This is a genomic window from Rahnella bonaserana, assembly GCF_019049675.1.
Taxonomy (GTDB): Bacteria; Pseudomonadota; Gammaproteobacteria; order Enterobacterales; family Enterobacteriaceae; genus Rahnella; species Rahnella bonaserana.
Window position 1 is genome coordinate 1 of the sequence record NZ_JAFMOW010000045.1, and the last position, 23,734, is coordinate 23,734.

Below are 23,734 nucleotides of genomic sequence, written 5' to 3' on the forward strand. Positions count from 1 at the left end.
CTCACTATCGACATGTATAAATAGCCTCATTAAGATTAGCCCGTGTTCAGGAGGATTAGGATTTTTCCTCAGAAAGGAACTACAACGGAAAGTACTACCAATGGAATGATAAATGAAACAAACGGTTGTTATCCACTCTGGCTATTATGAGATGCTGACGCTCTCGTCGATCCTTAAACATGTCAATTCAAAAGTGAACTTGTTTTCTTCATTGAATGAGTTCTACGATTCAGGGATTGGTATGAACATCGACTGTATTATTATTGAGATAAATAATAACGTTGAAAACTTTAACTCTGTGATTAAGTTTATCCGCAGAATGGATTTTTTATATAAGCCACCGCGCGTCATTGTGATCACTAAAATTGAACAATACGACAGACTTACTCGCCTTGTTGAAGAGAACATTGATATGCTCATCTCTGAACAGGAAGAGTTGACCGTGCTGAGAAAGATGCTCATTACCGGCGTCGTTGACCTTAATTATCAGATGACCATCAGCCCCTATTTAAACAGAAAGAAAAATGAAGTCTTTGATCCGGCAAGAATGTGTCTGACGTCCATGGAACGTGAAGTATTATGTGAGATTAAAAGCATGAAGACCAATTCGAGTGTGGCGCAAAAAATGGGGAAGAGCAGTAAGACGATCAGTACCCATAAGCGAAATGCGATGAAGAAGTTAGGGCTTAAAAACTCGATAGATTTGTACAAGTATCTGATGCAGTGATCCGGGCGCAGATTTGTTCTCCCGGGTATTCTGGGATGTCATCTTAATAAACTAAAAAAAGCTATCGTTTAGCGATAGCTTTTTTTATAGATAAAATACTGCAATCCAGGTATTACACGGAGTGGTTGAGCACACGATTAAGATAGCGAAACAACTCTTTAGTACTTTTAAGGCCGAGCTTTCTCATCGCGCTGTATTTATAGTAATAAAGGTTAGAGATTGGAATTGATGTGATTTTCTCGACGCTTTTCATGCGTTGGTTCTTTGACAGGCAGCGAAGCAAGATGGCTTCATTTTTACTGAGCAAATAGTCCTCAAGAAAAGGCCTGATTGATTCGTATTCCTTTTTCAATAAGCTGTCAAAGAAGAAAAAAACTTTTGAAAAGGAGTTGCCTTTACATAAACAAAAGTCAGCTAACTTGCTGTTAACAATGATGTTATCGCTAAAGATTATGACCTTGCTTTCTTGCTGTATTATCGATTTCAAATTATAGATGTATTTATCTATATTAAACTCGAAACTGACCTCTCCTGGCTCAATGACATAAATGTCGAATATTTCAGCATTCTTATCCAGAGCGGCTTCTGCACTGATTTGATTGAACGTTATACCTGCAGTGGTGCGGATTAAAGAAAATAGGTTTTTTAACCCTACATATGTGAATGTGCATGAGTCTATAAGTGCAATGCGCATCATTAATCCATTCCTTTAAATGCATTGGCTTCCGTAGAGATCATTGCGTATACCTGATAATACATCTCCGTTATTATTACCAAATAAGCTTTCCGGTATACTATCGGGTAAGAATGCAGTCGTCAACGTAACCAAATATGATCATCTTATTATCATGTAAATAAACATTCTGAAACTTACAGTGCAACTATCTGATAATAGATGGTATTTTTTCTATTGCTGACAAAATAAATTACGTGTTTAGGAATATTTTTAATTTCATCGTTTAATACTTAAACATTCTTAAGTTAATGTACAAAAACTGACACTCTCAGACACCAAAAAAGAAACCTGCTGCGACCCGCCTCACTACTAATTTAACTGATTTAACAGACGTTAAAATCGTTGTTTTGAAGATCACCTCATCAAAAAAATGCCCTTCAGATAAGGTCATGAATTTTCGTTTCATGAAACTTTCGAAAGAATATCGGATGAAATCTCTGCGAAGGTTGTCCATTTTATCTCGCAATGGCGATAACCGGTGGCTAATACTTAAGGAGGATTGTCAGATGATGATTAATCATTATTGCGGGCGATGATAAGATGTTTTTTACATTGTATTTAAATCATTGTTAGCAAAATGTTGCTTTTAATCTGTGGGTGAAAATTTGTTTTTATTCTCTCCTTTTCCATCTGATCACGGTCATGAATGCCTGCTAAAAGGGAAATAACAGGGATTTATTTGTAAGGATTTTGCAAATTATCCTAAGATATGACTGAGTTTTGTAAAGCTATCAATCAAAATGATGCCAATTTTCACTGTAAATCCGCCTTTCAGACGATCAGATTTTTCCATTTTTTATCAAAAACAAGATACTGATTTATAACATTAATCACATTCACTCAATGAATGTGATTATTAGGATTTTTCCTCCTTTGTGAATGTGTTTCTGCTGGTTTACGTAATTTTTGACCACTTTTTCTGCAGCGCGAAGATTGTAATAATAGCGTCAGAGTCACAGGAAACAGGGGGTTGGAGGACTGTGCAATGGCTGCGCGAGGACGTTCTCCCTAAGGATAATGACAGGAGTGTCAGATGAACAAGTGGTCTAAGATTATTGCCATACCGTTAAGTATTTTGGGTGTGTTACTGACATTCCCTGGCGTGGTCTTTGCAAATGTTTCAGAAAGTGTCAATGCGTGGGCTAATGCACCTGCGATGAGAGGGCTCGATTCTGTTGATCTGAAATCAACTATCTTGCAGGCATTTTCTCGCAGTCCTTCGGTTACGCAGCAAGCCTATCAGCTGGGTATCGGTCAGGCGCAGATCCGTGAAGCGCAAAGTGCGTGGTATCCGCAGGTGGGTCTGACGGCGAATACTGGCAACTCAACCCAGCAGGATTTTTCTAACAGCCTGAATAATGCGGCTGCCTATGGTCTTACGCTTTCTCAGCTGGTGTATGATTTTGGCAAAACAAATGCCAATGTCAGTCAGCAGAAGTCAACGCAGGAAAGCTATCGTTATAAATTACTGGCGACAATGTCTGACGTTGCCGAGCAAACCGCGACCGCGTATCTGGACGTATTGAAATATCAGGACCTCACCCGCACGGTTGAGGAAAATATCCGTGCGCTGGAAGACGTCAGAAGAATGTCTTCCTTACGTGCGGACGCGGGATTAAGCACCCGTTCCGATGTATTGCAGGCGCAATCGCGTATTTCAGGCATGCGTTCAACGCTGAAACAATATCAGGCGAGTTTATCGGCAGCCAAAGCGCAATTAGAATCGCTGACCGGCGTGAAGGCTAAATATTATCAGCCATTTACCGCCAGTGATTTTGATAATCCGGTTGTGCCGGAGAATATCGATTATTCGAAAATCCCTACCGTTTTATTTGCGCAGACACAGCAGGAGTCAGCCTCTTATGAAGTCAGTAAAGCCAAATCAGATTATTTACCTACGCTGAGTTTGCAGGCCAGCCGGACGCGTTACGAAACGAATAATAACCCGTACTGGAATAATCAAATCCAGTTACATGTGGATGCACCGCTCTATCAGGGCGGAGCCGTTTCTGCACGCGTGAGTCAGGCAGAAGGACGCAAAAATATTGCTGCGACGCTCGTTGATCAGGCCAAGCTGGATATCTTGCAAAAAGCGTCAGTGGCTTATGCCAACTGGGCGGGCGCCGAAGGGCAGGTGCAGGCCAGCGCGGCACAGCTACAGGATTCCATCCGCTCGCGCGATGTGTACAAAAGCGAATATAAACTTAACCAGCGCACGCTGAATGATTTACTCAGCGTAGAGCAGGACGTCTTCCAGGCTGAGTTTTCACAAGTCAGCGCCAAATACGACAGCTGGTATTCACTGATTAATTACACGACGGCGGTAAATAACTTATTGCCTCAGCTTGGAATTAGTCAGGGCGAGAAACAGTCGTTACCCGATCTGAAATAACCTGCAGTTAAATCAACAACAAAAATGTTTTTTAGCATTGAAACAACACCTCACATTACAGACAAGGATTAAGGACAATATCATGAGCAGAAGCATAGATATTATCTCTCGCAAAACGTCGCTGAAGAACGAATTCACTGCCCAGGGAAATACGGCACTCGCAATGAATGAATCGGGCATCGTGGTTATTCATGATTCGGTGAAAAATGTCGCCAGCTATGAACGAAGCGGTAATGACCTGATTATTCATATGCAGGATGGCTCGGTCATTCGTTGCGTAGGATATTTTGAGAATATCGGTCAGGATAATGAAAATAAACTGGTTTTCCAGGATGAAAATCAACAACTAACCGAAATTGATTTCACCGATGCGACAGCGGCACATGATACGGCTGCCTTTACGGTTCATGCGGTTGAAACGCCCCTCGCAAGCCTCGAACCTTTACTGCTCAGTACGACGGAAGTCAGTGTTGAATGGCCCTATTTGCTGGCCGGCGTGCTGGGTGCAGGCGCCGTGGGGGCGTTGCTGGGACACAGCGGCGGTTCCGACGAAAAAACAAAAGTCATTGATAACACCAAAGATGTCGAAGTCGCCCGTCCAACCTTCCTGGTGACGGATACTGAGGGTGACAGCCAGGGCATTCTTGCCAATCAGGCGGTGACCGATGACGTGCGTCCTACTTTCACCGGCACCGGTAATCCGGGGGCTGAAATTTCTATTGTGGATGCCAGCGGAAAAATTATCGCGACGACGCTGGTCGATGCCAGCGGACAGTGGACGGCTCAACTTGCGCCTCAGTCTGCGGGATCCCATACCTATATCGTGGTTCAGGAAAGCAACGGTTCCAGCACCAGCGCAGGTTCCATTACGCTCAACATCGTAACGGATAAAGCATCCCTGAGTGTCGATACCCTGGCCGGAGATAACGTGCTGAATGCCGCAGAAGCGGGCGCAGATGTTTCCCTTTCTGGCCAAAGCGCGAATCTGGCCGCGGGAACCACCGTGACGGTTTCCCTCAATGGTTCAAGCTGGCAGACCACCGTGGCGGCAGACGGCAGCTGGTCGGTCAATGTCCCGGCTGCGGATGCGCAGGCCCTTGCCGACGGCGTGTATACCGTTCAGGTCAGCGGCGTGGATCGCGCGGGCAATACCATTACTTCCAGCTCGACCTTAACGGTTGATACCCATCCTCCTGCGCTGGTGATTAACACCGTCGCGGGAGACGATATTCTCAATGCCGCAGAATCAGGTCAGCCACTGACGCTCAGCGGGACGTCGGATGCCGGAGCCGGGCAGGTTGTGACGCTGCTGCTTAACGGCATCGCCTACAGCGCAACCGTGGATGCCAATGGTCACTGGTCGGTGGATGTCCCTGCTGCCCATGCGGGCGTACTCAAAGACGGGAATGTCACTGTCAGTGCCTCGGTCAGTGATACGGCGGGGAACAGCACGTCCACCACGCACGATGTGCGGGTCGACACGACGGTTCCGGTCGTCATCATTAATACCATCGCCGGTGACAATATCCTCAACAGCGCAGAGCAAACTCAGGCGCAAATCGTCAGCGGCACCAGTACCGGCGGGGAAGCAGGCGATACCGTGACGCTGCTCATTAATGGTCAGACTTACACCACCACGCTGGCGGCTGATGGCTCATGGAGTGTCGGTTTACCGGCGTCCGTATTCAGTTCACTGGCGGATGGCAGTTACGAAGTCAACGTCAGCATCACCGATAAAGCGGGCAACACGGGCTCGCAGTCAACATCAGTGCTGGTTGCTTCGGAAGTGCCGGAACTGGCAATCAATATCGTTGCAACCGACGACGTTATTAATGCCATTGAAAAGGGTGAAGCGCTGGAAATCAGCGGCACCAGCAACAGTGCCGATGGTACGCCGGTCACCCTGACGCTGAACGGCATTACCTACACCGGTACCGTATCCGGCGGTAACTGGACGGTTACCGTTCCCGCTACCGACGTTTCAAAACTCGGCGAAGCAACCTATACCCTTTCCGCCAGCAGCACCGATGCTGAAGGTAACAGCGGTTCAGCCACACACAACGTGGTGGTCGATTCCGTTCTGCCGAATGTCACTATTGCAGTCACGGCAGGCGACGACATTATTAACGCCACGGAAATCAACGCCGATCAGACCATCAGCGGCAAAGTCACTAATGCGGCCGCAGGCGATGTCGTCACTGTCACCGTGGGCGGCAATGTCTATACCGCGACCGTTCAGGACGATCTGAGCTGGAGCGTCAGCGTACCTTCTGCCGATCTGAAAGGATTTGGCGACGGCGACCTGACTATCAATGCGTCAGTCACCAATCAGCACGGCAACACCGGCACCAACGATCGTGAGATCAACATCGACGCCGGTCTGCCGGGTCTGCGCATCGATACCGTTGCGGGCGATGATGTGATCAACAGCATCGAGATCCAGCAGAACCAGATCGTCAGCGGCACCAGCACCGATATCGCGGCGGGAAGTTCAGTCACCGTGACCATCAACAGCGTCGATTATCAGGCGACCGTCGGCGCGAACGGCGCATGGTCTGCTGCGGTTCCGGCAGCGGACGTGGCGAACTGGCCTGCGGGTGCGCTTGCGATTAGCGTGACCGGCTCTGATGTGTCAGGCAACTCCGTGACCATCTCCAGTAACGTCACCGTTGATCTGAGCAGCCTCGCCATTGCAATTGATACGATTGCTGCAGACGACATCATCAATGCCGCCGAAAAAGCAGCAGACCTGACGCTGAGCGGCACCACGCAAAACGTCGAAGCCGGTCAGACGGTGACCGTGAATTTCGCGGGCCACACGTATACCGCTACCGTGCAGGACAACGGCAGCTGGAGCGTAAACGTTCCTGCTGCGGATATGCGCACTCTGAAAGACGGTGACGCGACAGTCAGCGTCAGCGTGACCAATGCGGCGGGCAACAGCGCGGGCGCAGCTCAGGATGTAACGGTCGATACCGTTGCACCGGCCATCACGATGAATACCATCGCCGGTGACAACGTGCTGAACAGCGCGGAAGCCGGTGCGGACGTGGTGCTCAGCGGCACCTCGACGGCTGAAGCCGGTCAGGTTGTAACCATCACCCTGAACGGCAACGATTACACCGCGACCGTCGGCACCGACGGCACCTGGAGCACGTCTGTTCCGGCGGCAGACGCCTCGGCGCTGACTGACGGCACGTACTCAGTCACTGTGACGGTGAAAGACGTCGCCGGTAACAGTTCATCTGTGAGCGGTTCGGTGCTGGTGGATATCACTGCGCCAGCTCTGACCATCAACACCGTTTCCACCGACGACGTGATCAACGCGCAGGAGCATCAGCAGAACCTGATGATCTCTGGTGGTTCCACGGGCGTTCCGGCGGGCGGATTAGTGACCGTTGAAATCGACGGCCACAGCTACACGGCCGCCGTTGATGCGAACGGCAACTGGAGCGTCGGGGTTCCGGCGAACGTGGTCAGCACGCTGACTGACGGTTCCTACACCATCAGCGCAAGCGTCAAAGATGCCGCAGGCAACAACGGTTCAATTACACACGACGTCACGGTGGATACCGTTGCGCCGGTTCTGACCATCAATACCGTTGCGGCCGATGACGTGATTAACGCCATCGAGAAAGGTGAAGCGCTGACCGTCAGTGGCACCAGCAACGGTACCGACGGCAGCGTGATTACGCTGAATCTCAACGGTCAGAACTACACCGCAACCGTCAGCAACGGCACCTGGACGCTGAAGGTTCCGGCGTCCGACGTTGCGAAACTCGGCGAAGCGGATTACACCCTGACCGCCAGCAGCACCGACGCGGCGGGTAACACCGGCAGCACCACGCACGACATTCTGGTCGACAGTTCGTTGCCGTCCGTCAGCATCAGCCCGGTCGCCACCGACAACATCGTTAATGCGACGGAAATCAATGCCGATCAGCTGATTAGCGGCAAAGTCACTAATGCCGCAGCGGGTGATACCGTCACCATTACGCTGGGCGGCAAAACCTATACGGCTGAAGTGCAAAGTGATCTGAGCTGGAGCGTCAGCGTGCCTTCTGCGGATCTGAAAGGATTTGGCGATGGCGATCTGACCATCAATGCATCCGTGACCAATCAGCACGGCAACACCGGCACCAACGATCGTGAGATCAACATCGACGCCGGTCTGCCGGGTCTGCGCATCGACACCGTGGCGGGCGACGATGTGGTCAACAGCATCGAGATCCAGCAGAACCAGATCGTCAGCGGCACCAGCACTGACATCGCGGCAGGCAGTTCAGTCACCGTGACCATCAACGGCGTCGATTATCAGGCGACCGTGGGCGCAAACGGCAACTGGTCGGCGGCGGTTCCTTCTTCTGATGTGGCGAACTGGCCGGCGGGTGCGTTGAATATCAGCGTGACCGGCAGCGATGTTTCGGGCAACTCAGTGACGATTTCGAACAATGTCACAGTCGATCTGAGCAGCGTGGCGATCACCGTCGACACCATCGCGGCTGATGACATCATTAACGCAGCAGAAAAAGCGGCAGACCTGACGCTGAGCGGCACCACGCAAAACGTCGAAGCCGGTCAGACGGTGACCGTGAATTTCGCGGGGCACACTTACACTACGACCGTTGGCACTGACGGCAGCTGGAGCGTGAACGTTCCGGCGGGTGACATGACCAGCCTGAAAGACGGCGACGTGACCGCCACCGCCAGCGTCACCAACGTGGCAGGCAACAGCGCCAGCGCGGCGAATACGGCGGAAGTGGACGCGTCTGCGCCTACCATCACTATCAATACCATCGCCGGTGATAACGTGCTCAACAGCGCGGAAGCCGGTGCAGATGTGGTACTGAGCGGGACGTCTACTGCCGAAGCCGGTCAGGTTGTAACCATCACCCTGAACGGCAACGATTACACCGCGACCGTCGGCAGCGACGGCAGCTGGAGCACGTCTGTTCCTGCAGCAGACGCCTCGGCGCTGACCGACGGCACCTACACCGTGAATGCTACGGTGAAAGACGTCGCCGGTAACAGCTCGTCTGTGAGCGGTTCGGTGCTGGTTGATATCACCGCGCCAACGCTGACTATCAACACCGTTTCCGCCGACGACATCATTAACGCGCAGGAGCATCAGCAGAACCTGATGATCTCCGGTGGCAGCACGGGCGTTCCGGCGGGCGGTCTGGTGACCGTTGACATCGACGGCCACAGCTACACCGCCGCCGTGGATGCCAATGGCAACTGGAGCGTCGGGGTTCCGGCGGACGTGGTCAGCACCCTGACCGACGGTTCCTACACCGTCAGCGCAAGCGTCAAAGATGCCGCAGGCAACGACGGTTCCGTCACGCACGACGTCACTGTCGACACCGTTGCGCCGGTTCTGACTATCAATACCGTTGCAGCCGACGATGTGATCAACGCCATCGAAAAAGGCGAAGCCCTGACCGTCAGCGGCACCAGCAACGGTACCGACGGCAGCGTGATTACGCTGAATCTCAACGGTCAGAACTACACCGCAACCGTCAGCAACGGCACCTGGACGCTGAAGGTTCCGGCGTCCGACGTTGCGAAACTCGGCGAAGCGGATTACACCCTGACCGCCAGCAGCACCGACGCGGCGGGCAATACCGGCAGCGCGACGCACGACATTCTGGTCGACAGTTCGCTACCGTCCGTGAGCATCAGCCCGGTGGCGACTGACAACATCGTTAACGCCACGGAAATCAATGCCGATCAGACTATCAGCGGCAAGGTCACCAATGCGGCGGCGGGCGATACCGTCACCATTACGCTGGGCGGGAAGACTTACACCACGACCGTTCAGGACGACCTGAGCTGGAGCGTCAGCGTACCTTCTGCCGATCTGAAAGGATTTGGCGACGGCGACCTGACTATCAGCGCATCCGTCACCAATCAGCACGGCAACACCGGCACCAACGATCGCGAGATCAACATCGACGCCGGTCTGCCGGGTCTGCGTATCAACACCGTGGCTGGCGACGATGTCGTCAACAGCATCGAGATCCAGCAGAACCAGATCGTCAGCGGCACCAGCACCGATATCGCAGCGGGCAGCAGTGTCACCGTGACCATCAACGGCGTCGATTATCAGGCGACCGTTGGCGCGAACGGCGCGTGGTCAGCGGCGGTTCCGGCAGCGGACGTGGCGAACTGGCCAGCGGGTGCGTTGAATATCAGCGTGACCGGCAGCGATGCTTCGGGTAACTCAGTGACGATTTCGAATAATGTCACCGTGGATCTGAGCAGCGTGGCGATCTCCGTGGATACCATCGCGGTGGACGACATGATTAATGCCGCTGAAAAAGCGGCAGACCTGACGCTGAGCGGTTCAACCCAAAACGTCGAAGCCGGTCAGACCGTAACCGTGAACTTTGCGGGTCATACGTACACCGCGACCGTGCAGGACAACGGCAGCTGGAGCGTGAAAGTTCCGGCAGGCGATATGACCAGCCTGAAAGACGGCGACGTCACCGCAACCGCCAGCGTTACCAATGTGGCAGGTAACAGCGCCAGCGCGGCGAATACCGCCGAAGTGGATGCCTCTGCGCCAGCCATCACCATCAACACCATCGCCGGTGATAACGTGCTCAACAGCGCGGAAGCCGGTGCAGATGTGGTGCTGAGCGGCACGTCGACGGCAGAAGCCGGTCAGATCGTCACTGTCACTTTGAACGGCAATGAATACACCGCGACCGTCGGCACCGACGGCACCTGGAGCACGTCGGTTCCGGCGGCGGACGCCTCGGCGCTGACTGACGGCACGTACTCCGTGAATGCCACGGTCAAAGATGTGGCCGGTAACAGTTCATCTGTGAACGGTTCGGTGCTGGTGGATATCACTGCGCCAGCCCTGACCATCAACACCGTGTCAGCCGACGACGTGATCAACGCGCAGGAGCATCAGCAGAACCTGATGATCTCCGGTGGCAGCACAGGCGTTCCGGCGGGCGGATTAGTCACCGTTGAAATCGACGGCCACAGCTACACGGCTGCCGTGGATGCGAACGGCAACTGGAGCGTTGGCGTACCGGCGAACGTGGTCAGCACGCTGACCGACGGGTCATACACCATCAGCGCAAGCGTCAAAGATGCCGCAGGCAACGACGGTTCCGTCACGCACGACGTCACGGTGGATACTGTTGCGCCGGTTCTGACCATTAACACCGTCGCAGCTGATGACGTGATTAACGCCATCGAAAAAGGTGAAGCGCTGACCGTCAGCGGCACCAGCAACGGTACCGACGGCAGCGTGATTACGCTGAATCTCAACGGTCAGAACTACACCGCAACCGTCAGCAACGGCACCTGGACGCTGAACGTTCCGGCGTCCGACGTTGCGAAACTCGGCGAAGCGGATTACACCCTGACCGTCAGCAGCATCGACGCGGCGGGCAACACCGGCAGCGCGACGCACGATGTTTTAGTCGACAGTTCGCTGCCGTCCGTCAGCATCAGCCCGGTGGCGACAGACAACATCGTTAACGCCACGGAAATCAATGCCGATCAGCTGATTAGCGGCAAAGTCACTAATGCTGCAGCGGGTGATACCGTCACCATTACGCTGGGCGGCAAAACCTACACGGCTGAAGTACAAAGTGACCTGAGCTGGAGCGTCAGCGTGCCTTCTGCGGATCTGAAAGGATTTGGCGACGGCGACCTGACTATCAATGCGTCAGTGACCAATCAGCATGGCAACACCGGCAGCGCCGATCGTGAGATCAACATCGACGCCGGTCTGCCGGGTCTGCGCATCGACACCGTGGCGGGCGACGATGTGGTCAACAGCATCGAGATCCAGCAGAACCAGATCGTCAGCGGCACCAGCACTGACATCGCGGCAGGCAGTTCAGTCACCGTGACCATCAACGGCGTCGATTATCAGGCGACCGTCGGCGCGAACGGCGCGTGGTCGGCGGCGGTTCCTTCTTCTGATGTGGCGAACTGGCCAGCGGGTGCGTTGAATATCAGCGTGACCGGCAGCGATGTTTCGGGCAACTCAGTGACGATTTCGAACAACGTCACCGTCGATCTGAGCAGCGTGGCGATCACCGTGGATACCATCGCGGTGGACGACATCATTAATGCTGCCGAAAAAGCGGCAGACCTGACGCTGAGCGGTTCGACACAAAACGTCGAAGCCGGTCAGACGGTGACCGTGAATTTCGCGGGGCACACTTACACTACGACCGTTGGCATTGACGGCAGCTGGAGCGTGAACGTTCCGGCAGGCGATATGACCAGCCTGAAAGACGGCGACGTGACCGCCACCGCCAGCGTCACCAACGTGGCAGGTAACAGCGCCAGCGCGGCGAATACGGCGGAAGTGGACGCGTCTGCGCCTACCATCACTATCAATACCATCGCTGGTGACAACGTGCTGAACAGCGCGGAAGCCGGTGCAGATGTGGTACTGAGCGGGACGTCTACTGCCGAAGCCGGTCAGGTTGTAACCATCACCCTGAACGGCAACGATTACACCGCGACCGTCGGCACCGACGGCACCTGGAGCACGTCGGTTCCGGCGGCGGACGCCTCGGCGCTGACTGACGGCACCTATTCTGTGAACGCGACGGTGAAAGACGTCGCCGGTAACAGTTCATCTGTGAGCGGTTCGGTGCTGGTTGATATCACCGCGCCAGCCCTCACTATCAGCACTGTGTCAGCCGACGACATCATTAACGCGCAGGAGCTTCAGCAGAACCTGATGATCTCTGGTGGTTCCACGGGCGTTCCGGCGGGCGGATTAGTCACCGTTGAAATCGACGGCCACAGCTACACGGCAGCCGTTGATGCGAACGGCAACTGGAGCGTCGGCGTACCGGCGAACGTGGTCAGCACGCTGACCGACGGGTCATACACCGTAACGGCTTCTGTGAAAGATGCCGCAGGCAACGACGGTTCCGTCACGCACGACGTCACTGTCGATACCGTTGCGCCGGTTCTGACCATTAACACCGTCGCAGCTGATGATGTGATCAACGCCATCGAGAAAGGCGAAGCCCTGACCGTCAGCGGTACCAGCAACGGCGCGGAAGGCAGCACCGTCACGCTGAACCTCAACGGCCAGAACTACACCGCAACCGTCAGCAACGGCACCTGGACGCTGAACGTTCCGGCGGCAGATGTCGCGAAACTCGGCGAAGCGGATTACACCCTGACCGCCAGCAGCACCGACGCGGCGGGTAACACCGGCAGCGCGACGCACGACATTCTGGTCGACAGTTCGCTGCCGTCCGTGAGCATCAGCCCGGTGGCGACTGACAACATCGTTAACGCCACGGAAATCAATGCCGATCAGACTATCAGCGGGAAGGTCACCAACGCGGCGGCGGGCGATACCGTCACCATTACGCTCGGCGGTAAGACTTACACCACGACCGTTCAGGACGACCTGAGCTGGAGCGTCAGCGTACCTTCTGCCGATCTGAAAGGATTTGGCGACGGCGACCTGACTATCAGCGCATCCGTGACCAATCAGCACGGCAACACCGGCAGCGCCGATCGCGAGATCAACATCGACGCCGGTCTGCCGGGTCTGCGCATCGATACGGTTGCGGGCGACGATGTGGTCAACAGCATCGAGATCCAGCAGAACCAGATCGTCAGCGGCACCAGCACCGATATCGCGGCGGGCAGTTCAGTCACCGTGACCATCAACGGCGTCGATTATCAGGCGACCGTTGGCGCGAACGGCGCGTGGTCGGCGGCAGTTCCTGCGGCTGACGTGGCGAACTGGCCGGCGGGTGCGCTTGCGATTAGCGTGACCGGCTCTGATGTGTCAGGCAACTCCGTGACCATCTCCAGTAACGTCACCGTTGATCTGAGCAGCGTGGCGATCACCGTCGATACCATCGCGGCTGATGACATCATTAATGCTGCCGAAAAAGCGGCAGACCTGACGCTGAGCGGTTCGACGCAAAACGTCGAAGCCGGTCAGACGGTGACCGTGAATTTCGCGGGGCACACTTACACTACGACCGTTGGCACTGACGGCAGCTGGAGCGTGAACGTTCCGGCGGGTGACATGACCAGCCTGAAAGACGGCGACGTGACCGCCACCGCCAGCGTCACCAACGTGGCAGGCAACAGCGCCAGCGCGGCGAATACGGCGGAAGTGGATGCGTCTGCACCGACGGTAACCATTCAAACTATCAGCGCCAGTGATGTGCTGACCGCCATCAATGCGGGTACCGAGGTCACACTCAGCGGCACCAGTACGGCGCAGGCCGGGCAGACCGTCACCATCACGCTGGGCAGTGAAACTTACACCGCGACGGTAGCCGCAGACGGCACCTGGACAACCGGTGTGCCGAACAGCGTGTTCTCCGGTCTGGGCGACGGTTCTTATACCCTGACCGCCAGCGTCAGCGATATCGCTGGTAATCCGGCGACCGCTACCGGCACCGCGCAGGTTGATCTGACCGCGCCGGAAGTCACGATTAATACCGTGGCGGGCGATAACGTCATCAACAGTACCGAACACGGACAGGCGCAGGTGATCAGCGGCACCGTAAGCGGTGTGGACGCGGGTTCTGTGGTCACGGTGACCATCAACAACGTCGATTACCGTGCGGTCAGCGATGGCTCCGGTAACTGGAGCGTCGGGGTTCCGGCGAATGTGGTCAGCGGCCTGAATGACGGCAGCTACACCATCACCGCGAAGGTCACGGACACTGCCGGAAATAACGGTTCTGCCAGCCGTGACGTGACGGTGGAAACCACTGCGCCGGTATTTGTTATCAATGACATGGCGGGTGGCGATAACATTCTTAACGCCACCGAAGCACAGACCACGCTCACCGTCACCGGTACCGTGACAGGGCTGGCTGATGGCGCGACGGTTATTGTGACGCTTAACGGCCTGAACTATCAGGGCACCGTCAACGGCGGCGTCTGGAGTGCGGACATTCCGGCCAGCGACCTGGCGAATCTGGGGCAGGCGCTTTATCAGGTCAGCGTCAGCGGCACCGACGTTTACGGCAACAGCGGATCTTCGGCTAAAACGCTGCAAACCTCGTCCGACAGCCCGGCGGTGACCATTAATACGGTCGCCGGTGATGACGTGATCAACGCCACTGAAATCACGCAGGATCAGGTGATCAGCGGCACCGTCACACACGCGGAAGCGGGACAAACCGTCACCGTGACCGTGGGCGGTAAAACCTACACCGCAGAGGTGCAGAACGATCTCTCCTGGAGCCTGACCGTTCCGGCAGCCGATCTGGCCGCCATGGGCGACGGCAGCCTGAACATTTCCGCCGGCGTGACCAATACCAGCGGTAACAGCGGTTCCGGTGAGCGCGATATCGTCATTGATGCGGCAATCCCGGGTCTGCGTATTGATACCGTTGCGGGCGACGATATCGTCAACAGCATCGAAATTAATCAGAACCAGATTGTCAGCGGAACCAGCACCGGTCTGGCCGCGGGCAGCAGCGTGACCGTGAACATTAACGGCGTTGATTATGCGGCGACCGTCGGCGCAGGCGGCAAGTGGTCAGCGGCAGTTCCTGCGGCTGACGTGGCGAACTGGCCTGCCGGTACGTTAACGGTGACTGTGAGCGGAACCAGTGCTGCGGGCAACAGCGTCACCATCAGCAATGACATCACCGTTGATCTCAGCAGTGTCAGTATCGCCATCGATACGGTTTCCACTGACAACATGCTGAATGCCGCAGAGAAAGCGGCAGATTTAACCCTGAGCGGCACTACGTTAAACGTTGAAGCCGGTCAGACCGTGACCGTTATTTTTGCGGGTCACAGCTATACCACACAGGTACAAACCGGTGGTGCATGGAGCCTGACCGTTCCGGCTGCGGATATGACCCAGCTGAAAGATGGCGATGCCTCAATTCAGGTTTCGGTAACCAATACTGCCGGTAACAGCGCCAGCGCGGCTCAGGATGTGACGGTCGATACGCTCGCACCGGTAATCACGATGAATACCATCGCCGGTGATAACGTGCTGAACAGCGCGGAAGCGGGCGCGGATGTGGTGCTGAGCGGGACGTCTACCGCCGAAGCCGGTCAGGTGGTGACCATCACCCTGAACGGCAACGATTACACCGCGACCGTCGGCACCGACGGTACCTGGAGCACGTCTGTTCCGGCGGCAGACGCCTCGGCGCTGACTGACGGCACGTACTCCGTGAATGCCACGGTCAAAGATGTGGCCGGTAACAGTTCATCTGTGAGCGGTTCGGTGCTGGTGGATATCACTGCGCCAGCCCTGACCATCAACACCGTGTCAGCCGACGACGTGATCAACGCGCAGGAGCATCAGCAGAACCTGATGATCTCCGGTGGCAGCACAGGCGTTCCGGCGGGCGGATTAGTCACCGTTGAAATCGACGGCCACAGCTACACGGCTGCCGTGGATGCGAACGGCAACTGGAGCGTTGGCGTACCGGCGAACGTGGTCAGCACGCTGACCGACGGGTCATACACCATCAGCGCAAGCGTCAAAGATGCCGCAGGCAACGACGGTTCCGTCACGCACGACGTCACGGTGGATACTGTTGCGCCGGTTCTGACCATTAACACCGTCGCAGCTGATGACGTGATTAACGCCATCGAAAAAGGTGAAGCGCTGACCGTCAGCGGCACCAGCAACGGTACCGACGGCAGCGTGATTACGCTGAACCTCAACGGCCAGAACTACACCGCAACCGTCAGCAACGGCACCTGGACGCTGAACGTTCCGGCGGCAGATGTCGCGAAACTCGGCGAAGCGGATTACACCCTGACCGCCAGCAGCACCGACGCGGCGGGTAACACCGGCAGCACCACGCACGACATTCTGGTCGACAGTTCGTTGCCGTCCGTCAGCATCAGCCCGGTGGCGACTGACAACATCGTTAACGCCACGGAAATCAACGCCGCTCAGACTATCAGCGGGAAGGTCACTAATGCGGCGGCGGGCGATACCGTCACCATTACGCTGGGCGGCAAAACTTACACCGCCGAAGTGCAGGACGACCTGAGCTGGAGCGTCAGCGTGCCTTCTGCGGACCTGAAAGGGTTCGGCGACGGCGACCTGACTATCAGCGCATCCGTCACCAATCAGCACGGCAACACCGGCAGCGCCGATCGCGAGATCAACATCGACGCCGGTCTGCCGGGTCTGCGCATCGATACCGTTGCGGGCGATGATGTGATCAACAGCATCGAGATCCAGCAGAACCAGATTGTCAGCGGCACCAGCACCGACATCGCAGCAGGTAGTTCAGTCACCGTGACCATCAACGGCGTCGATTATCAGGCGACCGTTGGCGCGAACGGCGCGTGGTCTGCTGCGGTTCCGGCAGCGGACGTGGCGAACTGGCCTGCGGGTGCGCTTGCGATTAGCGTGACCGGCACCGATGCTTCAGGTAACTCAGTGACGATTTCGAACAACGTCACCGTCGATCTGAGCAGCGTGGCGATCACCGTGGACACCATCGCGGCTGATGACATCATTAACGCAGCAGAAAAAGCGGCAGACCTGACCCTGAGCGGTTCGACACAAAACGTGGAAGCCGGTCAGACCGTGACCGTGAACTTCGCGGGGCACACTTACACTACGACCGTTGGCATTGACGGCAGCTGGAGCGTGAACGTTCCGGCGGGTGACATGACCAGCCTGAAAGACGGCGACGTGACCGCCACCGCCAGCGTTACCAATGTGGCAGGCAACAGCGCCAGCGCAGCGAATACGGCGGAAGTGGACGCGTCTGCGCCGACCATCACCATCAACACCATCGCCGGTGACAATGTGCTCAACAGCGCGGAAGCCGGTGCAGATGTGGTACTGAGCGGGACTTCAACGGCCGAAGCCGGTCAGATCGTTACTGTCACCCTGAACGGCAAAGATTACACCGCGACCGTTGGCACTGACGGCACCTGGAGCACGTCTGTTCCGGCAGCGGACGCCTCGGCGCTGACTGACGGCACCTATTCTGTGAACGCGACGGTGAAAGACGTGGCGGGCAACAGTTCCTCTGTCAGCGGTTCGGTGCTGGTGGATATCACTGCGCCGGTCGTCAGCGTGAATACGGTGGCGGGCGACGACGTGATCAACGCGGCGGAACACTCGCAGGCACAGGTGATCAGCGGCGGCAGCACCGGCACCCAGCCGGGCAACCTGGTCACGCTGGTGATTGGCGGAGTCACCTATTCCACGGTGGTGGATGCCAGCGGTAACTGGAGTGTCGGCGTTCCGGCGGGCGTGATTAAGGGGCTGGCCTCCGGCGAGAACACGATTTCTGTCAGCATTACCGACAGCGCGGGCAACACCGGCAGCAGCGATCACCTGATCACCGTGAATGCCAGTGCGGTCAGCCTGAGCATCGACACGATTGCGCAGGACGACATCATCAATGCGGCGGAAAAAGGCACCAGCCTGACGATTTCTGGCGGCAGCGACATGCTGGCGACGGGTACTGAAGTAACTGTGGTGCTGAACGGGAAAAGTTATACCGCAGAGGTCGGCGCGAACGGGGCATGGACGCTGAGCGTTCCGTCAACCGATCTGGCGGCGATTGCGGACGGTAATTACACCGTGAGCGCCAGTGCCAGCGATGCGGCGGGCAATACGGCCAGCGCGACGCATAACGTGGTGGTTGATGCTACCGCGCCTGCGCTGCTGATCAACCCGGTCACCGCCGATGGCATGCTGAATGCCGCTGAACTGGGCCAGCCGCTGACGCTCAGCGGCACGTCTACCGCGCAGGCGGGTCAGACGGTCAGCGTGACGCTCAACAATGAAACCTACACCACCACCGTGAATGCCAACGGTACCTGGTCGGTGAGTGTTCCGGCAGACGACGTGGCCGCCCTGAAAGACGGCACGCTGACGGTCACCGCCAGCACTACCGATGTGGCGGGTAATCCTGCATCTGCCAATACCTCGGTGATTGTCGATACGGTTGCGCCAACGCTGACCATCAGCACCATCGCCGGTGATGACATCATCAACACCACTGAGCAACTGGCGGGTCAGACCATCAGCGGCACCACGTCGGCGGAAGCGGGGCAGATTGTCACCGTGACCTTTAACAATCGCGAATACCACGCCACCGTCACAACCGGCGGCACGTGGAGCGTGAATGTGCCTGCGGCGGATTTCAACGGCGCGGCAGACGGCAGTTATACCGTCACTGCATCCGTGAAAGATGTGGCGGGTAATCCGGCGGCAACAGATTCTTCTGTCAGCCTCAGCGGTGCCGTACCTGAAATTACCATCAACACCTTCGCGCAGGACGATGTGGTCAGCGCGGCGGAACACAGTGGTCCGCTGGCGATCACCGGTACTTCAACCGCAGCGGCGGGTTCGACAGTGACCGTTACCCTGAACGGTGCGACGTACACCACGCAGGTGGCAAACGATCAGAGCTGGACGCTGAACCTGAGCGCCAATGCCGTGAAGGCGCTGGCAGATGGTGAGAATTACAGTATCACTGCGTCGGTCACTAACAGCATCGGCAACAGCGGTTCGGCCAGCCACGACATTGCGGTCGATACCACCGCGCCATCAATGACCATCAGTATTGATTCGGTCAGCGATGACACCGGTCGCAGCACCAGCGATTTCGTGACCAGCGATAACACCATCACGCTCAAAGGCGCGTTGTCTGCGGCACTGGGTAACAACGAGTCCGCGCAAATCAGCCTGGATGGCGGGGTGACCTGGACCACGCTGACCGTGACCGGAACCACCTGGAGCTACGCGCAGGGAAGCGCGCTGGCGGATGGCAGTTACACCTATAACGTGCGGGTGATTGACGCGGCGGGCAACGTCGGATCAACGGCGTCGCAGACGGTGGTGATTGACACCCTGGCACCAGACGCCAGCCAGACCATCAGTATTGATGCGATTTCGCAGGATACCGGCCTGAGCAGCAGCGACTTTATCACCAGCGACACCACCATCAATCTGCGCGGCATGCTCGGTGCGGCGCTGGGGGCGGATGAGTACGCACAAATCAGCCTCGACGGTGGCACGACCTGGAATGACGTCAGTATCAGCGGCCTGACCTGGACGTACATCGACGGCCGCACGCTGACCGACGGGGATTACAACTACCAGATGCGGGTGGTGGATCTGGCTGGTAACGTCGGCGCGACCGCCAGTCAGGTGGTCACGATTGACACCACGGCACCGGACAGCAGCAAAACGGTCAGCGTTGATGCCATCAGCACGGATACCGGTCTGAGCAGCAATGACTTTGTGACCAGCGACACTTCGCTGACCGTCACCGGGTCGCTCGGCGCAACGCTTGCCGCTGACGAAGTGGTGCAGGTGAGTGTCGACGGCGGCCAGACCTGGGCGAACGCGACGACGATCGGTACCGGCTGGACATTTACCGATGGCCGCACGCTGACGGACGGCGATTACACCTACAACGTCCGCGTGGTCGATGCGGCGGGTAACGTTGGTAACGTGACCTCGAAAGTGGTTACCGTCGATACCACTGCGCCGGACAGCAGCAAAACCGTAACCATCGACAGCATTACGACGGACACCGGTTCTTCTGCCAGCGACTTTGTCACCAGCGATACCTCGCTGACGGTCAAAGGGTCAATTGGCGCGGAACTGAGTCCGGGTGAAGTGGTGCAGATCAGTGTCGATAACGGCGCAACCTGGACCACCGTGACGCTTTCCGGCAGCACCTGGACTTACGTTGACGGTCGCACGCTGACGGACGGGCAGACGCTGTATCAGGTTCGCGTGGTGGATCAGGCCGGGAACGTCGGCCAGACCGCGCAACAGGTGGTGACGATTGATACCACCGCGCCGACGCAAATCATCACCATCGAGGCGATCAGTAATGATACCGGCGATTCCGCCAGTGACTTCATCACCAGCGACAATACGCTGACGATGACCGGTTCACTGAGCGCGGCGCTGGCGACTGACGAAAGGGCGCAAATCAGCCTCGACGGCGGTAAAACATGGACTGATGTCGTTGTGAACGGTCTGGGCTGGAGCTATGACGCGACCGGCACCGTGCTGGCGGACGGCAATTACAACGTGCAGGTTCGGGTTATCGATCAGGCGGGCAACATCGGCACCATTGGCAGCCAGACGGTGGTCATCGACACGCTGAATCCTGAAGCGGTGGCGACCATCGTTAAGTATTCCGATGACGAAGGCGATCGTACGGGTTCGTTCGGTTCCGGCACCTACACCGATGAAACTGCACCGACGCTGAGCGGCACGCTGAGCAAGGCGCTGGCCGATGGCGAAGTGCTGAAAATCTACCGTAACGGCGTGTATGTCGGCGTCGCCACGGTGGTCGGTCTGGCGTGGACCTTCTCCGATTCAGCGCTGGCGGACGGCACGTATATTTACGTGGCGAAATCGCAGGATCTGGCGGGGAACACCACGTCGTCCACTGATTTCACCCTGACGGTAGATACGTCGATTCCGACCACGATTGCCACCGTGACGCCGGAATCTACGCAAGATACGACGCCGATCATCAGCGGTACCTTGTCCGAAGCACTGGGCGAAGGGATGTATGTGCAGGTGGTGGTGAACGGCGTGACCTACACGTCGGAAACCGGCGGCGCCGTGGTGGTCGATCCGCTGAACAACACCTGGTATCTGCAGGTGCCGGGCGCGCTCGGACTGGCGAGTTATGACGTGACCGCGCAGGTAAGAAGCAGCGCCGGTAACGGTAACGATGCCGGCATCAGCACCAGCGCGATAGTGATTTATGCCGAAACGGCGGTGGACACCAGCTGGGCGACCACGGCCAGCGGCGCTTACACCAACTCGCTGGCATTCAGCCTGAACAGTAACGGCTTGTGGAACATTGTTTCTGGCATGTCGGACTACAGCAGTACGGGACTGAACAACTATACCGCCACCACGCTGACCAACTCCCGCGGTAACTATGTGGTGAGTTATACCCTGGCAGATACCGACCGTAACGGCACGTCTGATATTTATGCGTCAGAAACCATTTACACCAACTATCAGCAGGTGATGTGGAAGGCCAATACGGACGGGACGTATACGCAGGGTGTTCAGGGAACGGGCGTGCTGATCTACTGGGGCGGCGTGATTGCTTACGATAAAACCGGCGATGGCTGGATTGATCTGGCATACGGCGATTCGGGCGGCGACTCCCGTACCTATCTGGTCAATAACAATGGCGTGCTGACCGTCGATGGTACCAATGGTGCGGCAGGTCTGGCCGGGATTTCTTATCGTGAAATCTCCGGTGTGGATATCAACAACGACGGTACCGTGGACATCGTTCAGCACACCAACCGCAGCGGCGTGTATGCCCTGTCGGTTGCCAGCAACAATGGCTCCGGCACGCTGACCGAAACGCAGGTTCTGGCGAACGTCTTTGTCCCGAATGAAAACAATCAGACCAGCGCGGCGTCGATGACCTGGGGTGATTTCAACGGAGACGGGTACATGGACCTGTATCTGGCGACCAGCCGTAACTCGGGTTCCTCCACCAACTACGGCGGGGTGATCTACTACAACGACGGTAACGGCAATCTGTTGAGTTCCACCACGCAGGTTGAGACAGCCACCACTAACTCGTCAGCGGGCGGTTATCTGTCAGCCGCCGTGGACTGGGACGGTGACGGTGATATGGACATCATCAAGTTCAGCACCTATTCCGGCAGCCAGAAGGCCACGCTGTATCTTAACGACGGCACCGGCAAGGGCTGGACCAGCAGCGCGCTGGCTTCGTCACTGGTCAACGTGACGGGGATTGCGACCCTCGATTACGACTGGAACGGGACGCAGGATCTGCTGGTATCGCAGGCTAACGGCAAAGTGGTGTACATCGCTAACAACAGCACGATTGCTGACGGCACGGCGATCCACCTGCGCATTCTCGACGGCGAAGGGATGAACGTGTTCTACGGCAACACCGTGCAGCTTTATAACTCTGCCGGTGAACTGGTGGCCTCACAGATCATCAACGCCCAGTCAGGTATCGGTATTAACGATGCCTCGGCGCTGGTGAATTTCTACGGGCTGGATCCGAATGAAACCTATTCGGCAGTGCTGGTACGTAACATTAACGGCGTGTCGTCCAATGAAACCTGGAACGACCTGACCGCAGGCGATGGCACCAGCAGCTACTCGTTAACCGCAGATGCGGCAACCGGCGGTAACAGCGGGACGATCACCGGTACCGGCTACAACGATACGTTTATCGCGGAAAGCGGCACCTATGTGTACAACGGCTCCGGCGGCTGGAGCACCACGTCAGACCATGCGACATGGAGCGCCACCGGCGGTCAGGACATCGTCGATTTCCGCAATGCCACCAGCGGCGTCACGGTGGATCTGAGCAGCAGTAACGCGCAGAACACCGGGTTCAACACGTCAACCTTCAGGGATATCGAAGGGATTGCCGGGTCGAAATACGACGATGTGTTCACCGGCAGCGCGGGCGATAACGTGTTCGAAGGGCGCGGTGGCAACGATACCTTCAACTTAGGCAACGGCGGGCACGATACGCTGCTGTACAAGTTGCTGGACAGTTCTGACGCCACCGGCGGTAACGGCTCGGATACCATCAACGGCTTTACGGTCGGCACATGGGAAGGTACGGCGAACTCAGACCGTCTGGATCTGAGCGAGCTGTTGCAGTCCGGCGGTTATAGCGGTACGGGCTCGGCCAGCTACGTCAATGGCGTAGCGACGCTGGATGCCTCGGCGGGCAACATCACCGATTACCTGTCGGTGACCACAGAAGGCAACAACACCGTCATCAAGGTGGATATGGATGGCAGCGGTTCAGCACAGTCGATGACGACCATCGCTACGCTGAACAACGTGCATACCGATCTGGCGACGTTGCTGGCGAACCATCAGCTGATTGTCGGTTAATCAGTCGCAGAA

4 protein-coding genes are annotated in these 23,734 nt (G+C 56.6%); 3 read left to right on the forward strand and 1 reads right to left on the reverse strand.

What is annotated here, in order from left to right:
* Positions 1-112: 112 nt before the first annotated feature.
* Positions 113-727, forward strand: a complete 615-nt coding sequence (locus tag J1778_RS01235) for a helix-turn-helix transcriptional regulator (protein ID WP_217171643.1) — start codon at positions 113-115, stop codon at positions 725-727.
* A gap of 112 nt (positions 728-839) precedes the next feature.
* Here the strand turns inward: J1778_RS01235 and J1778_RS01240 are convergent, their stop codons facing one another.
* Positions 840-1,424, reverse strand: a complete 585-nt coding sequence (locus J1778_RS01240) for a helix-turn-helix domain-containing protein (protein ID WP_217171644.1) — start codon at positions 1,422-1,424, stop codon at positions 840-842.
* Positions 1,425-2,496: 1,072 nt separating this feature from the next.
* On the opposite strand from J1778_RS01240, the gene J1778_RS01245 reads away from it, so the two are divergent.
* Positions 2,497-3,855, forward strand: a complete 1,359-nt coding sequence (locus tag J1778_RS01245) for a TolC family outer membrane protein (protein WP_217171645.1) — start codon at positions 2,497-2,499, stop codon at positions 3,853-3,855.
* Between the two features lie 82 nt (positions 3,856-3,937).
* On the forward strand, positions 3,938-23,722 hold the full coding sequence (locus J1778_RS01250; protein WP_217171646.1) for an Ig-like domain-containing protein: 19,785 nt from the start codon (positions 3,938-3,940) through the stop codon (positions 23,720-23,722).
* Positions 23,723-23,734 lie beyond the last annotated feature (12 nt).

Excerpts from the sequence above, each read along its gene's own strand:
- J1778_RS01250 (WP_217171646.1), top strand. The coding sequence starts at position 3,938 with ATGAGCAGAAGCATAGATATTATCTCTCGCAAAACGTCGCTGAAGAAC.
- J1778_RS01235 (WP_217171643.1), top strand. The coding sequence starts at position 113 with ATGAAACAAACGGTTGTTATCCACTCTGGCTATTATGAGATGCTGACG.
- J1778_RS01240 (WP_217171644.1), bottom strand. The coding sequence starts at position 1,424 with ATGATGCGCATTGCACTTATAGACTCATGCACATTCACATATGTAGGG.
- J1778_RS01245 (WP_217171645.1), top strand. The coding sequence starts at position 2,497 with ATGAACAAGTGGTCTAAGATTATTGCCATACCGTTAAGTATTTTGGGT.